Source organism: Limimaricola sp. AA108-03, from assembly GCF_050847355.1.
GTDB lineage: Bacteria > Pseudomonadota > Alphaproteobacteria > Rhodobacterales > Rhodobacteraceae > Limimaricola.
This window is the reverse complement of record NZ_CP193758.1, coordinates 66717-83427: the sequence shown is the minus strand read 5'-3', so window position 1 is coordinate 83427 and position 16711 is coordinate 66717. Positions and strand designations below refer to the sequence as shown.

Here is a 16711-nt window from a genome sequence, read left to right as displayed (position 1 = left end):
TCACGTCGGAATGGGGCCGGGGATCGGTCCGCAAATGCCAAATCGGATCCGGCGATCGGGGAATGGTCGGGCGATCCAGGGAATAGGGAAGAACGTAGCAACATGTTGGCTTTCGAAGGAGCTCAGGGCTTTGGAGCCCAGGCAAAGGGCGGCCGTGGCGGCGAAGTGGTGAAGGTGACCAATCTCGACGATTCCGGCGTCGGGTCGCTCCGCTGGGCGCTCGAGGATCTCGACCAGAAGCGGATCGTCGTGTTCGAGGTCGGCGGCCAGATCGACCTGAAGGACCAGATCCAGATCAACGGCGACGTCACCGTGGCCGGCCAGACCGCGCCGGGTGGCATCACCGTGACCGGCGGCCGGCTGCGCGTCGTCGAGAGCGAGGTGATCATCCGGGGCCTGAACGTGCGGCCGGGCGATGCCGCCGACGGCAGCAAGCCCGACGACCGCGACGGCATCGCGGTGGGCAAGCGCGGCGCGACCGTCGAGAACGTGATGATCGACAGCAACTCGATCTCCTGGTCGGTCGACGAGCTGGCCTCGACCTGGGGCGCGCCGAAGAACGTGACCTTCTCCAACAACATCATGGCCGAGGCGCTGCAGAGCTCGATCCACCCCAAGGGCGATCACAGCATGGGGCTGCTGATCGGCGACGGCAGCTCGAATGTCAGCGTCGTCGGCAACCTGCTGGCCAGCAACGAGCACCGCAACGCGACGATCAAGGACGACGCCAAGCAGATCGAGTTCGTCAACAACGTCGTGCACAATTACGGGCCGAACGGGCTGCGGCTGAACGAGGGCTCGACCGCCAACGTGGTCTCGAACATCTACCAGGCCGGCCCCGACAGCGCCGGCCGCGAGGCGATCCGCCTGGAATCGCCGCAGGCCTCCACCGCCTACTACCTGTCGGGCAACGAGGCCGAGATCGCCGGCTCGGCGACCTCGAAGGTCAAGAACGACTACGTGTTCACGCCGCGCACCACCGAGGTGATGGGCACCGACGAGCTGCTCGAGCACGTGCTCTCGACCGCCGGCGCGCGGGCCCAGGGGCTGAACGCGATCGACGCGCGGATCATCGACTACGTCCGCAACGGCAAGGGCAAGATCATCGACAGCCCCGACGAGGTCGGCGGCTATCTCGACGGCGGCCTGCGCCGCGGCCCGCGCGACAGCGACGATGACGGCATCCCCGACGACTATGAGAGCCTGATCGGCTCGGACCCGAACCGCGCCGACGCGCAGGCCGACGCCGACAAGGACGGCTACGCCAACATCGAGGACTACATCAACGGCCTGATCGACGGCTTCGACACGAAGCCGGGCACAGGCGGTGACAAGGCCGGCGACACGGCCGGCGCCCCGGCGGCGCGGGCCCCGGCCCAGAGCGCGCCGGCCGCCGAGGCGGCGCCGGCGACGGGCTCGGCCGCCAAGGTGGCGCCGGGCCGCGTGGTCGAGGCCGAGACGCTGCAGCTCAGCGGCGGTCTCAGCGTCGACACGCTGAACGCGGCCTCCGGCAACGGCGTGGTCCGGGCCCGCTCGGACGCGATGCAGCGCGCCGAGATGGACTTCGACGGCGCCAGCGGCCGCTACGACCTGACCGTCAACTATTTCGACGAGAATGACGGCGTCAGCCGGCTGGCGGTGCAGGTCAACGGCCGCACCGTCGCCGAATGGGACTGGGACCAGGATCTCGGCTCGTTCAAGGCCAACAACGACACCCGGACCTCCAAGGTAATCGAGGGGCTCGAGCTCGCCAAGGGCGACACGGTGACGCTGCTGGGCACCCGCGACGGCAAGGAGCCGCTGCGCATCGACACGCTCGAATTCGCGCAGAGCACCGGCGGCGGCGACGTCGCCAAGGCGCCCAAGGCCCCCGCCGCGCCCGAGGAGGCCGCGAAGGCCGCGCCCGCCGCGACGGCGCTGCATCTCGAGGCCGAGGATTTCGACCTCTCGGGCTTCGTCGCCGAGAGCCTGAAGAACGCCTCCGGCGGCACCGCGATCCGCCGCGACGGCCGGGGCGAGCACTCCGCCGAGACCGACTTCGAGGGCGAGGCCGGGCTCTACGACATCGTCGTGAACTATTTCGACGAGAATGACGGCGCGAGCCGGCTGGCGGTGGAACTCAACGGCGAGGCGCTCGACGCCTGGATCTGGGACGCCGATCTGGGCGACCGGCTGGCCAACAACAACACGCTGACCCGGCACGTGATCGAGGATGTCCGGCTGCAGAAGGGCGACCGGCTCAGCCTGTCGGGCGAGGATGATGGCGGCGAGCCGCTGCGCGTCGACTCCTTCGACTTCCTGCCCAACGACCTGCTGGCCGCCTGACCGGCCGGGCCCGCGACGCCGGGCCCCGGCCCGCGCGACCCCCGCGATCCCCCCAGGCGGCCCGGCCGCCCGGGGGCCATCCCCGCCGCGCCGGCCGTCCCCCGGCGCGCGCAACCCCGGCCGCCCCCGCGGCCGGGGTCTTGTCGTATCCGCGCCCAAAGCCACTCCGGAGCCACCCCTGAGCCGCACAAGCGCCCGGGACCGGGGCCGCGGTCTCAGCCGCGGCGGCCCACCCCCTCATAGGCCACGAAGCCTGCCGCGCGGACGTCGCCCGGGCTGTAGACGTTGCGCAGATCCGCCATCCGCGGACAGGCCATCCGCCCCGCCAGCTCCCGCAGGTCCAACGCCCGGAACTCGTTCCACTCCGTCAACACCACAACCAGATCAGCCCCGTCAGCGGCGGCGTAGGGATCGGTCATCCACTCCACGCCGGGCAGCATGCTTTCCCCTTCCCGGCGCCCCTGCGGATCGACGATCCGCACCATCGCGCCACCGCCGATCATCGCCGGCACGATGGTGAGCGAGGGCGCGTCGCGCATGTCGTCGGTGTTGGGCTTGAAGGTGACGCCGAGCACCGCGACGGTCTTGCGATTGAACGAGCCGTCGCAAAGGTCGAGCAGCTTGTCGACCATGCGCCGCTTGACCTCCTCGTTGACCTTGATGACCGTTTCCACCAGCTGGATCGGGCTCGCATGGTCCTGTCCGATCCTGGCGAGGGCCTGCGTATCCTTGGGAAAACAGGAGCCGCCATATCCGGGCCCGGCATGCAGGAAGGTCTTGCCGATTCGGCCATCGAGACCCATGCCCTTGGAAACCTGCTTCACATCCGCCCCGACCTTTTCACACAGGGCGGCGATTTCGTTGATGAAGGTGATTTTCGCCGCGAGAAACGCGTTCGCCGCGTATTTGATCATCTCCGCGGATTCCAGATCCGTCATCACGATCGGAAAATCCCGCAGGTAGAGAGGTCGATAGATTTCCTGCATCACCCGTGCGGCGCGTTCGGTTTCGACACCGACGACGACGCGATCGGGCTTCATGAAATCGTCGATCGCGGCCCCTTCGCGCAGGAATTCCGGATTCGACGCCACGTCGAAATCGAGATCGGGATTGGCCGCGGCGACGACCTCCCGCACCCGCCGGTTGGTCCCCACCGGGACGGTGGATTTTGTCACGATGACGATCGGGCCCCTGGCCGCGCGGGCGATTTCCTCCGCCGCTGCCATGACGAAGCTGAGATCGGCATGACCGTCGCCGCGCCGCGTCGGTGTCCCGACCGCGATGAAGACGGCGTCCGCCCCCTCGAGGGCTTGGGCGAGATCTTCGGTGAAACTCAACCGCCCGGCTCGGACGTTGCGCTCCAGCAGCCGGTCGAGCCCGGGCTCGAAGATCGGCACCTCGCCGCGCCTGAGCATCTCGATCTTCGAAGGGATCTTGTCGACGCAAACCATCTCGTGGCCGAAATCGGAGAAACAGACACCGGTGACGAGGCCGACGTAACCGGTACCAATAATCGCAATCTTCATGCTCAGTGCCCTTTTTCAAGCTCCGCTCTGTCATTAGAGGCCGGGGAAATCAGCATATCAAGCGCCATGAAGGCTCGGGCAGCCTGTCTTTTGCCGGAAATCAGGACTCTGGCATTGGAAACATATTCTTCGGTCCAAACGAGCGGAAAACAGGACGGCGGCCACCAATTCGGCGACGGCAATTCCGTCTCAATTCCATGGACAGTCGCTGATCTGCGGCCAAGGCGTTTCCGGGGGCTTCGCCCCCGGCCGATTTTCCGGCCGGGGATGCATGCATGGGCTCACATCGTGAGCGTGCTTCCGTCGTCGAGCACGAGGACCAGCTCGGGCGCGTCGCCGTTGTTGAAGCTGCTCGCCACCCGGCTGCCGCTGCCCGCGACGATGAAGGCCAGGGCCGCGTTCGAGGCCCCGTCGGCGCCGATCACCGTTTCGATCAGTTCGCTGATGTCGGGCGTCCGGTATGTCCCCCCGGCGGTCCACTGCTCGACATTCGACCAGGCGAACTCGTCGACGATGACGCGCGATTGCGGTGGGGCGCTGGAGGAGAATGTGGCGGCGCTTTCGCTGCCCTGGATGCCGATGGTGAGGTTCGCGGCGCCCGAGGACGTCTCGAATGCGGTGAATTGCAGGTAGGCATCGGTGATGATCGCCGTCTGCGGGATGTCGATCCCGTCGAAGCGCATCCCCACGGCCTGCGGCTGGCTGCCGTTCAGGCCGAATTCGAGATCCTTGCTGCCGCCGCCGCCGAACTGCTCCCAATCGTCGGAGGAGGCGCCGATCGGCGTGACGATCGTCCCGAAGATGTCCCCGCCCGTGTTGCCGCCGCCGTCGCCACCACCGTCACCCCCGCCATTGCCGGGGATCCCTGCGACGAAGGCCGAGTTCGCGGCACTGCTCGCGGGATCGCTGCCCTTGTAGAGCTCGAAGTAGTCGACGTGGTAGCCTTGGCTGCGCCCCTCGACCTGCACCGTGTAGAGCCCGGCCTCGGTGATCGTCACCGAGGCGTTGTAGTTCGGCTGGCCGTCGACCCTGAAGGATTGGGACCAGTTGCCGTTGTTGGAGCCGCCATAGACCTTGACGAAACCGTCCAGATGCGGCTCCGGGCGGGCGTTCGCGGGCATGTAGGAGAGAATGTCGCCATTCCCCGCCTGACCGGCCGGCTTGAAGTTGAGCCACAGATCGTTCTGCTGGTCCCCCGCCGCGAGGCCGTCGCGCGATACGGCGAAATTGATCTTGTAGGTGCCGAGGTCGGTTTCGGGCACGTAGATCGTGTATTCGAGACGGTCGGTGCCATCGACTTTGTTGTCGATCGCGGTCGAGGTGTTCGAGCCGAACAGATAGTAGCCGCTGCCCTGGAAATTGGCCTGCCGCCCGGCCGCGTCCGGCGCGGTGTGGTATGTCCATTTCCCACCCGGGGAGATGCCGCCGGTGCCGTTCTCGTCCTCGATCTGGATCTTGAAGTATCCGTCTGCTCCGGAGTTCACGATCTGGAAGTAGCCTTCCGGTCCGGCGCTGGGATCACCGCTCACCGGCCCGCCCTGGTTGGTGAGGTAGATCGGCCTGGTGACCGGGCTGATCGGCGCGTTGCCGTTGGCCGGATCGACCACCGCTGCGACGAAGCCGATCGGGGAGACGTCGTCGCCCGGGAAGGTGCCGTCGGCCTTGTTGTTGGCCGGGCTGTCGTCGTAGTCGAAGCGGTGCGACAGGTCCGCGATGCCGCTGCTGTTCAGCTTCACCACGACGTGCTGGTTGTCGAAGGTGTTGTTGGCCTTGAATGCGTAGGCGTCGAGCCGGTTTTCGACCAGCGCCGGGATGTCGCCCGCGCCCTGCACCGGGTTGAAGCCCTTGGTCAGAGTCACCATCACCGTGTCGCCCGGGGTGCCGGACACGATCACCGAGGGCTGGCTGCCGCCATAGGTGCCGGTGCCGCCCGCGCCGACGCCGTTGACGCTCAGCGTCGGCGCCGCCGCGCCGGCGCCGCTCTGGGTGGCGATGGCGTGGCTGCCCGAGGCGCTGCCGTCGGAGCCCAGCTGGCCCGAGGCGGTGCTGCCGTCGTCGAACAGCACCGTGAAGGTCGAGCCGATCAGCTCGTGGCCCGAGATGCCGCCGACGTCCCAGCCGTCGACGGCCAGGGCGTCCAGCGAGTTCTTGGTCAGCCCGGCGATCGAGTTCGGGTCCATGTCGCCCGAGAAGCCGACGGTCTCGTTCTTGCCGAAGCCACCGCTGACACTCGGGTCGAACTTCACCATCGCGCCCTTGTAGCCGCCATTGGAGGGCTTGCCGGTGCCGGTGGTGTTGGGCAGCGGGTCGGGCCCGGGCAGGAAGTAGCCGCCGATGCCGCCGCCGATATAGGCGCCGGTGTTGCCCGCCGCGTTGACCGCCCAGGGCTTGGTGGCGCTGTCGCCGCCGGCGCCGTCGGGGTCGAAGACGCTGTCGGGGTAGAGCGCGCCCGAGACGTCGATGAAGATCGCCGAGATCTTCTTGTCGCCGGTGTTGGTCACCTTGAAGCTGTTCAGGCCGAAATTCGACGCCTCGATGTTGGTATTGCCGAGCATGATGCCGAGCTTGGCCGCACCGACGGTCCCGGCCGCGTAGCTCTGCGAGGTGTCGAGATCACCCTGCGCCGCGAAGGCCTCGAGCGCGTTGGTCGGCGCGACCGGAATCGGGGGGTTCTCCACCTCCTCCGACAGCGCGACGATCTCGATACCGTTGATGATCGGGTTCTGCTTGAGATCCTTCACCAGGCCGATGTTCAGCACGCCGTCATCGACGTTGACCCGCGCGGTCAGGACACCGCCGCCCGCGCCGTAGAGCGCGCCCGGATCGAGATTGTCGAACGCGGTCGGGACGAAGCCCTCCAGAGAGGCGTCGAAGTTGCGGAAGTTCCCGGCTTGGCCCGTGGGGGAGATTTCGGCGAGATAGAGGCGCACCTCGTAATTCTGGCCACCGCCGAGCGCCGAGACCGGGATGTCGTAGAAGAACGACCCGTCGCTCGAGCGTGCCGTCGAGAAGATCGCGTTTGGCACCCCGTCGATACCCGGCGCCGCCTTGCCGCCGGTGTCGGCGTCGTCGCGCAGGGTGGTCAGGCGCAGATACGGGCTGCCATTGCCCGGCTGGTCGCCGGTCCAGACCGGCCCGCCATCCGTCGCCGCAACCTGCGCGCCGCCGGTGTTGATCCGGTAGACGACCGTGCCGCCGCCGCCGATTTCAAGGTCGAGCGCCGCGCTGGTCGCCTCGTTGACATTGGGCGTGTGCGCGCGATCGGACACCGCGCCCGCCACGAGCGCCACGCCGATCTGCGTGCCGTTGGTCCAGCCGCCTTGCGGCGCGGCAATCTCGTAGCGCGCCACGCCACCAGCAAAGCCGATGAATGTGATCGCGGGATTGCCCGCCTCGACCCCGTCGACCGAGAGCGTCAGATCGTCGTCGCCAAGGGTGGTCGCATCGATGCCGCTGGCATCGCTCAGCGCCACCTCCACGAGGATCGGATCGGTCGCGGTCGACGGATTGTTGAGCGTCAGCGCCGCCACGGGCGCTTCCGTATCGAAGGCCGGCACCGGGTTCGAGAGGATCTCGATGGCATTGATGATCGGGTTGTTCCTGCCATCGACCAGATCATGGAGGAAGCCGATGTTCAGCTCGCCATCCGTCACCCTGACCTCGTAGCTCAGGATCCGCAGATCGCCGCCACCGCTGGGAAGCGAGGGGTCGAAGTTGTCCAGCATGCCTTCGGTCTGGCCCTCGACGCTGATGTCGAAGATCCGTCTGCCAGGAAGCTGGTTCGCGGCGGACAACTCGGCCAGATAAAGGTTCACGATGTAGTCGCCATTGCCGATCAGATCCGTCACCGGGATGGCATAGGAGAACGGGCTGTTGGCGGAGCGGGCGGTACCGAGAACCGCCTGAGGAACATGTGACGGCAGGTTCGTCGTGTCGCCCCCGAAGCCCTGTGTGTCGCCGCGGTTGTTGCCGGTCCCGGTGGCCGTGATCACGTAGGGGCTGTTGGGGTTGGTGTTGCCGTCGGCCAGCCAGTTCGGCCCGCCATCGGTGGCTGCGACCTCGCCGCCCCAGGCGTTGATCCGCAGGAGCGCCTCCGGCGTGCCGCCATTCTCGTCGACATCCGTCACGATGACCGACATGAGTTGGGCCACCTCGTCGCTGCCGTTCGAGGCGATCACCTCGACATCGTAGACGTTGTCTGCGCCCGCATCGCCCGGAGCTTCGAAGTCGGGCGCCGCGATGAAGCTGAGCGAACCGGTGTCCGGATCGATGGTGAAGAGGCTGCCATCGGCGCCGGCGGTGCCGATCGCGTAGGTGATCGGCGCGGTGCCGCCGTCCTCGGTGGCGACCACCGTCGTCACCACGGTCTGGTTCTCGGCCACCGTCGCGCTGGCCGGGCTGTTGATGGCCAGCCCCTCCGCCGCATCGAGCACGGTGATGGTGACGTTCTGCAGCGCCTTGGAGACACCGTCGCTGGCTTCGACCGTGACCTCGTAGACATTGTCGAGATCGGCGTCGCCCGGCGCCTCGAAATCGGCCGCGTTCACGAAGGAGAGCACGCCGGTATCGGGATCGATCGTCAGCTTGTCCATGTCGGCGCCGCCGACGATGGCGTAGCTCACCACCGCGCCTTCGGGATCGACGGCGTCGACATCGCCCGCGATCACCGTGTTTTCGAGCACCTCCTGGGCGGCGGCGCTTTCGAATTGCGGCTGCGCGTCGGAGACGGGGCTGAAGACCACCTTGTCGAAGCGCAGATGCTCCCTCGCGTCGCTGGTGCCGCTGAGCACCAGCCGGGCCCCGTCGGGAACCTGGACACCGCTCAGCGTGACCGAGGTCAGGTTGGCCGCCTGCAACGCATTGCCCTGACCGGCAAGCACCTGGTTCATGGTGAAGCTGCCGATCAGCGTCTGGGTGCCATCCGCGAGTTGCAGCAGCACGTCGACCTGAGAGTTGCCGTCATTCTCGTCGAAGTAGCCGATCTCCAGATCATAGGTCCCGGCCACGACCCCGAAACCCGCGAGGCTGGTCGAGATCACGCCCTGCTGCCCCGCGCCGACCTTGACCACCGTGCTCCCGGAGGCCGGGGCGGCGAATTCGGTCCTGAAATTGACGAGGTCGGAATTGGCCTCGGTCAGCCCGGTGAAATTCTCGACCTCGATCAGGATCGGCTCGGGCAAGGTGAATTCATTGACCTGCAGCACGAAGCTGGCGGAGGTGTCGGCCTGCGCCGTGTCGGTGGCAAAGACCGTGACCGTGTGGTTGCTGTTCTGCTGCGGGGTGCCGCTGATCGTTCCGGTGACCGGATCGATGGAAAGACCGACGGGCAGCCCCTCAGCGCGATAGGTGAGCGTGTCGTTCGGGTCGATATCGGTGAACAGCCCTGCCGGCAGGGCCATGTCGAACGCCTGGTTCAGCTGGGCCGTGGCGTCGGGGATGCTGCCGGTGACGATCGGCGCGTCGTTGACGTTCTCGACCGTCAGATCGAACTGGCCGATCACGGCGTTGCCCTCGGGATCGGTCGCGGTGACCTCGATCGTGTGGACGCCCACATGCTCGTTCCCGGGCGTGCCGACCAGCAGCCCGCCCGACAGGCTGAGGAAGTCTGGCAGCCCCTGGAAGGAGAAGGACAGCTGGTCAAAGGCCGTGTCCGGATCCTCGAAGGGCAGGCTGACCTCGAGCGGCACGTCCTCCGTGGCGGTGACGTCGGGCAGCGCGTCGCCGACGATATGGGGCGGCTGGGTGTTGCCGCTCGCCCCGCTGCCCTGCACCAGCTCGACGTTCGAGAAGCGCACGATCGAGCTTTGCGCGGCGTCGTCGTCGTTGATCAGCGCCAGGTAGTCGAAGCTCCGTCCGGCATGCGCCGCCAGCGGGATCTCGTAGCTCACGGTCTGGCCCACGGTGGTGTAGTCGTTGCGCACCGACTGGTCGAACCTCGCGATGTTGATCGAGCCGAACACCTGGAACAGCAGGTCGTCGGTGGTCTTGTAGTTGTCGTCGTTCTCGAGGCCGATGCTGACGAATTCGGCGGTGCCGTTCTCCATCGTCACGTCGAAGCGCAGTACCGTGTCGGCGCCGACGGTGAAGGTGCCGCCGGGCAGCAGGGTCTTCTTCCAGGTGTTGCCGCTCAGCGTGATGCCGGCGCCATCCTGGTCGATCTGGAAGCCCTGCGGCGTCTGGTCCTGGTTGCTGTAGCTCAGGAGCGGGTTGGCGTTGAAGTCGATCGGCAGCACGCTGCCACCCGGCGGTGGCGCCGCGACGTCGTCCTCGGTGACCGTGCCGCTGGCGCTCGCGGTGCCGAGCGTCACCGGCGTGGCGGCGCCGCTGGCGCCGGTCAGGGTGACCGCCACCATTTCGTCGCCGTCGTCGACGTCGTCATTGGCGACCGACATGGTCAGCGTGCCGACCCCGTTGACGAAGCTGACATCCTGGCTCTGGTTCGTCGCCGTGCCGGTGTCGTAGGTCACCGTCAGGGTGCCGGTGAAGCTTGTGTCGCTCAGGCTCAGCCCGAAGGCGAGATCGGTGGTCCCGGTGTCGCCGGTCTCGACCTGCATCGGCGCGTCGGTGATCGAGAGCACCGGCCCGGTCGGCGCCCCGGCACGGGTGATCCGCAGCCCGTCGGCGGTGTTCTCGAAATCGAATGTGGCGGGACCGTCGCCCGGCACGAAATTCTCGAAATCCGGCCCCGAGAAGGTGACCTTCTGACCGTTGATGTCGATCACGGCCGAGCCGGCCTCGTAGCTGATCGGCGTATCGGTATCGGCGCCCGAGATCACCAGCGCATCCTCGTCCGAGAAATCCGTGATCTCGCTGCCGCCAACCGCCTCGAGCGTGCCGCGCACCACGTCGGCGCCGCCGCCGGTGGTGATCTTGTTGATGCCGGTGCCCAGCGTGATGATGTTGGCGCCGGCATTGCCGCTCAGCGTGACATCGGCGCTCGACCCCGATCCATCGAAATTCTCGACGTCATCGGCAAGCGTCGCCTCGACCGGGGCGGTGCCGGTATAGACGACGGTGTCGGTGCCGGGGGTGCCCGGCCCGCCCACCGCGGCCGGATCGTTTGTGACGATCTCGTTGCCGCCCGCGACCGCGATTTGCGGCGATGTGACGTTGAGATAATCCCAGCTCGCCTCGAAGCTCTCGAGGGTCTTGAAGTCGTTCGACGTCACGCCGATATGCGTGGCGCCGCTGGCGAGGTTGGCGACCACCGCTGCCGGAGCCTGCGTCGGCGCCATGGTCATGAAGCCCGGGGTGTCGATCGGGCGCACGCCGCCCAGCACGTTCCCCGAGGCATCGAACAGCGTCACATAGGTCGAGACCATCCCCGTGGCGAGATCGACGCCCATGCCGAGTTCCACCTCGGCCACGTCGAAGAGCGAGGCGCCCGGGGCCATGGTCGAGAGCTTGACCTGCGCATCGATGCCGACGCCGTCGGCCGGATTGCTCCATAACTGGATGCCGTTGCCTTTGGCGACGCCGCCCCAGACCAGCTTCATGAGTTCGTTCTCGGCCTGATTGCCGGTGCCGAAGACGATGCCCTGCTGGGCAAAGTTCGGGACCACCCCGGTGGTGATGGGGACCGTCTGGCTTGCGAGCAACACTTCGGTGAAGGGGTTCGCGAAGCGCGTCGCGATGTGCACGGTTTCGAGCGCCGGATCGGTCAGGTCGACGATCTTGGTGAAGTCGTTCTTGCTCGCCGTGCCACTGCTGTTGCTGATGTCGCCATCGGCGGTCTGCACCACCAGCTTGCCCCCAGCCATCGTGGCGTCTCCCGCGACGATGGCGCCCGCGCCGCCCAGGGCGCTGTCGAAGCCGCCATCGGCCAGAGGATCGGTGCCCGTCTCGAAATCGAGCGCGAACAGCGTCCCACCCGCGGGGATGTCGCCGGTGACGTCGCTGGCCGCGATATCCACGCTGGCGCTGCCGCCGCCCGAGGCGACGACCGCGTCACCGCTGGCGTTCGAGACGCCGGTGATCGAGACGATGAAGCTCTCCGCCGGCTCCTCCAGATCGTCATCGATGATCGGCACGGTCGTGCTGGCGGAGGTCTGGCCTGCCGGGATGACCAACGTGGTGCTGCCGAGCGGTCCGTGATCGGCCGCCTTGGCGCTGCCGTCGGTGAGCGACAGCGTGACGGTGACCGCCTCGGTGACATCCCCCATCCGGGTCACGGTGATCACGGCGTCCTCGCCCTCGACGGCACTGCCGGCCGAGACCGAGATGGTCGGCGGCAGGTCCGAGGGCACGGCGTTATAGACCACGATCGCCGAATAGCCCGCCTGTCCGCTCGAGCTGTCGACCTGCACGGTGATGGTGCCGTCGGTGACCAGAACGTTGTGGCGGATGAAGGAAGGCCTGTCGGCCCCCCCGCCTGCGACGAAGGCGTCGTAATCATCGCCGACAAGCGTGCCGTTGATCGTGAAGTCGCCGACCCGTCCGCCCGCCGCAGAATGGAACAGCTCGGCGAAATGCAGCTCGACCACGTAAGAGCCATTGGCGAAGCCGCCATAGGTGGCGGTCCAGATATCGGCCTGCGAGTCGCGATAGGTATGCAGCGCCGAACCGTCGAGATCGATACCGCCGGAGTTCGAACCGGTGGTCCCGGACTGGCCGTCGACATTCGCGTTCAACGGGCCCTGACCCTTGGGACTGGTATAATAGGCGTTGTCGTCCGCCTCGAAGGCGATCGGCTGACCGGTCGCGTCGAGGAGCAGACTGTCCGCTGCGATCGCGCCGCCATAGCGGTTGTTGTCGACCGCGCCGCCATCGAGCGGATCCGGCCCGAGATTGGTGGCGGGCGCGGTGTCGGTGGTGCCGACATTGATCGCACGCACCACCGCGCCGCGCACCAGATTGTCGAGGTTCGGCTCGAGGATGAAGCTCGAGGTCGCGCCCGCCGCGCCGTTGCCGGCCGCATCGGCGAACACGCCGGCGGCGATGGAGATCTGGCCCTCGCCGCTCGGCCATGAACCGCTGGCGGGCGGCTGCGCGACATAGGTCAGCGTCGCGGTCATGCCGCCATTGGTCAGCACCACGCTCGGCGCCGAGACCGCCGTGGGCACGATGCCGCTGAAGACCAGCTCGGAGCCGTCCGTGGCCAGGCTCGCGGCGTCGAAGCCGGTATTGTCGCTCAGCACGACGGTGATCTCGCGCGGGCTGTCTGTATCGCCCTGCAGATTCTCGATCGACACGCTTTCGATCACCGGCGCCGTGCCATCAGCGAGCTGCGGCCCGCCCAGCTGGGAAATCTGGATCGCGTTGATCTTGGGGTTCTGGTTGTTGTGGATGAAGGCGAGGTTCAGCTGGTCGTCGACGGCGGTGTAGATCAGCTCGCGCGTCAGCACCGTGCCGAGGAAGGGCTGTTTCTGCGCGTTCGTGGCCGTGCTCGGCGGCAGGGCCTGCCCCATCGCCGCCGCGGCCTCGACCAGCGGGTTGAGATCGGCGAACTCGGCGAAGGCCGTGCCATCCACCGTCACGTCGAAGATCCGGTCGCTGCTCGGGAGATTGAACGCGCCGGGCCAGTTCTCGGTGTAGAGCAGCGTGATCTTGTAGGTCGCGCCCACGGCCACGTCGAAATTGTAGGTCAGCGGGATGTTGTTGTTGCTGTTGTCGCTGCGCTCGTGGACGAAGAGCTGCCAGGGCGCATAGCCTTGCACGCCCGGATCGATGTAGTCGATCTCGCCCTCGGAATCCGTCAGCGCGTTCGAATACTCGTTGTCGATCTCGCCGGTGACCGAGATCGAGCCGTTGCCGTTCTCGAGCGCCAGATCGCCGATCCAGTCCGGGCCGCCATCGATCGCGGCGACGTCGGTGCTGCCCGCGTTGACCCGGTAGAGGATGGTTTCGCCGGAGGCACGGGTGATCCGCAGCCCGTCGGCGGTGTTCTCGAAATCGAAGGTGGCGGGACCGTCGCCCGGCACGAAGTTCTCGAAATCCGGCCCCGAGAAGGTGATCTTCTGACCGTTGATGTCGATCACGGCCGAGCCGGCCTCGTAGCTGATCGGCGTATCGGTATCGACGCCCGAGATCACCAGAGCATCCTCGTTCGAGAAATCCGTGATCTCGCTGCCGCCCACCGCTTCGAGCGTGCCGCGCACCACGTCGGCGCCGCCGCCGGTGGTGATCTTGTTGATGCCGGTGCCGAGCGTGATGATGTTGGCGCCGGCATTGCCGGTCAGCGTGACATCGGCGCTCGACCCCGATCCATCGAAATTCTCGACGTCATCGGCGAGCGTCGCCTCGACCGGGGCGGTGCCGGTATAGACGACGGTGTCGATGCCGGGGGTGCCCGGCCCGCCGACCGCCGCCGGATCGTTTGTGACGATCTCGTTGCCGAAGGCCTCGATTTTCAGTTCGTTGAAATCGACGGTTGTGAGTGTGTCCGCGGCGACGTCCTCGGCGATGAGGCCGATGGCGGCGCCGGAGGTCTGGCCGGCGATCTGGTGGGCGCCGGTGAGCACGTCGCGCAGCACGCCTTGCGGCAGGACGAAGCCGTTCAGCGGCAGGGCGACGAAATCGGCGGCGCCGTCGAGCCGGTAGGCGGCGCCCACGGCGAAGCCGGCATCGATGGCGATCTCGAGCCGCAGCTCGACCCCGGTGACGGCCGGGTCGGCGAGGCCGGGCACGTCGACGCGGGTGATCCGCTGGTAGACGTCGCCGGTCTCGACCCCGACCTCGAGATAGGGCGTGCCGCCCACCGCCCCCATGACGATCCGCAGGAAGTTGGACTGGGTGCCGTCGCCGAACATCAGCCCCGAGACCTGGCCCTCGACGATGCCGCCCTGCTGGCTGGGGATCCAGTTGGCCATGTCGAGCGTGGCGAGGATGCGCCCGACATCGGGGTCGGGGCGGATCCCGGTATGCACCGCGTCGCGGGCGCTGTTGGCGCTGCCCACCGCCGTGCCGGGCTGCGCGTTCTTGATCTGGAAGGTCGGGGCGTTGCCGCCCGGGATGATGTTGCCGCCATTGTCGTACAGCCCGTCCTGCTGCTGGTCGGCGGGGAAGTTCTCGGCCGCGGTGCGCGCGTCCTGGTTCGGCGTCACCCCGTCGAGCGCCGCGCCGAGAAAGCCGGTATCGGACAGGGTGCCGGGGAAGTTCGTGTTCTGCTGGGTGAAGTCGAGCACGATCTTCTGGCCCACCTCGAGCGCGTAGCCGTTCTCGGCCGAGAACTCGAACGGGTCGATCAGCTCGTTCAGCCCGTCGAGATCGGCATCGGTGTCGTCGGTGACGTCCTGGCCGGCGAGCGGCACGGCGCCGTTGGCGGGCTGGAAGATCTCGATGAACGGGCCGTTCTGCTTGTAGGTGGCGACCCAGATCGAGCCGCGGAAGGCGTTGCCGAGCCCCATCGCGCCGAACTCGTCGCCGATCGAGGCCAGCCCCAGCGGCCCGCCGCCGGCCTGCAGCACGGTGCGGTCGGCCGCCAGCGTCTCGCCCGAACCGCCGGTGGTGGTCTGCACCACCCCGTTCGCGTCGCGCCCGATGACGATCAGCGAGCCCTGGTTCAGCGAGGCCGCGATCAGCGCCCCGGACATGTCGACGCCGCCGCCATCGAGCACGGTCGAGGTGTATTCGGTCAGCCCGTTGATCGAGCCCTTGCCGGAATCGAGGGCGCCGTCGGTGAAGCCGCCCTCGAGATAGTTGCCCTCGGCCGGGTTGGCGGCGGCGATGACCTCGCCGATATCGGCGGGCAGGCCGGCCTGGCCCAGCAGCGTGCCGCCCTGCGGCGCCGCGCCGCCGGCCACCACGACCTGGCCCGAGCCGTCGGCGAAGCCGTAGATGTCGTAGAGCACGCCCGGGGTGACGGCGAGCACCTTCCGGGTCAGCTCCTGGTTGTCGGCCCCGTAGACGCCCGTGGTCGGGTAGGCCGCGTTGTCGGCCTCGACCGCCTGCAGCCAGGCGATGACCTCGTCGTAGTCGCTGCCGCCGCCATTGCCGGCGCTGTCGACGTTCGACACCAGCAGGAAGGCGTTGCCGACCCCGGCCTCGGGGGTGAACAGCAGCCCCGCGCGCGAGCCCTCGGCCCGGGTCGGGTTGGGGTGACCGCCATAGACATAGGTCAGCCCGTCGAGCGTGTAGGTCTGCGCCCCGCCCTGCCCCGCCGCCAGCACCCGCCCGGCCAGGTCGTCGGAGCGGGTCACCTCGTGCATCTGGTCGTAGTTCTTCGGGTCCCAGGCGACGAGGCTCATCGGGTCCTTGGTGCTGCCGTCGCCATTGTTGAGGTTGAGCGCGATGTAGCCCAGGGCCTGCGCGAAATCGCTGCTGGCGCCGTTGTCGCCGGCCTCGCCGATCGGCCGGCCGCCCCACAGGTTGTTGGCGCCGTTGTCGTAGGTGTAGACGCGCCCGTCCTCGGTGACCTCGACGTCATAGGCGTTGCGGTAGCCCGGCGAGTAGATGCCGATCGGCCCGGCGGGGTCGATCTTGCCGCCGTTGAAGCCGTCATTGCCGCCGAAGGGGTCGTTGCCGTCATCGGCGCCCAGCAGCGCCGGGTCGTCGAGCGTCGGCACGTCGTAGACGTATTTGCGGCCGCCATCGGTGAGCACCGGCATCGAGGCCAGCATCGTCAGGTCGACCTCGAGGATCGCCGCCGAATAGGCGGTCTCCTGCTGGCCCGCGAAGTGGTTCGAGGGCGCGCCGTTGTTGGCGTTGCCGCCATTGGCGACGATCAGCCGCTCGGAGACCAGCTTGCCGTCGGCGTCGAGCACCTGGATCACCTCGAGCCCGTTGAGCGCGTGGTTCTCCTCCGAGCGCGCCAGGCCGCGCACGAGGTCGACCGCGTCCCAGCTGTTCGGCCCGGTCTGGGTCAGCTTGGTGATGACGCCGGAATTGGTGTCGAGATTGGCGTCGGCGCCACCGCCGCCGGC

At 67.6% G+C, this 16711-nt stretch carries 3 protein-coding genes; 1 reads left to right on the top strand and 2 read right to left on the bottom strand.

Annotation, left to right across the window (positions count from 1 at the left end):
• Positions 1–102: 102 nt before the first annotated feature.
• Positions 103–2325, top strand: coding sequence for a hypothetical protein (locus ACRAQ3_RS17790; RefSeq protein ID WP_432256632.1), 2223 nt, complete (start codon positions 103–105; stop codon positions 2323–2325).
• 215 nt (positions 2326–2540) lie between these two features.
• On the opposite strand, the gene ACRAQ3_RS17785 is transcribed toward ACRAQ3_RS17790, so the two are convergent.
• Positions 2541–3851, bottom strand: coding sequence for a UDP-glucose dehydrogenase family protein (locus ACRAQ3_RS17785; protein ID WP_432256631.1), 1311 nt, complete (start codon positions 3849–3851; stop codon positions 2541–2543).
• A gap of 281 nt (positions 3852–4132) precedes the next feature.
• A complete protein-coding gene (locus ACRAQ3_RS17780) occupies positions 4133–16612 on the bottom strand; it encodes a malectin domain-containing carbohydrate-binding protein (RefSeq protein ID WP_432256722.1) in 12480 nt (4159 codons plus the stop codon).
• Positions 16613–16711: the final 99 nt, after the last annotated feature.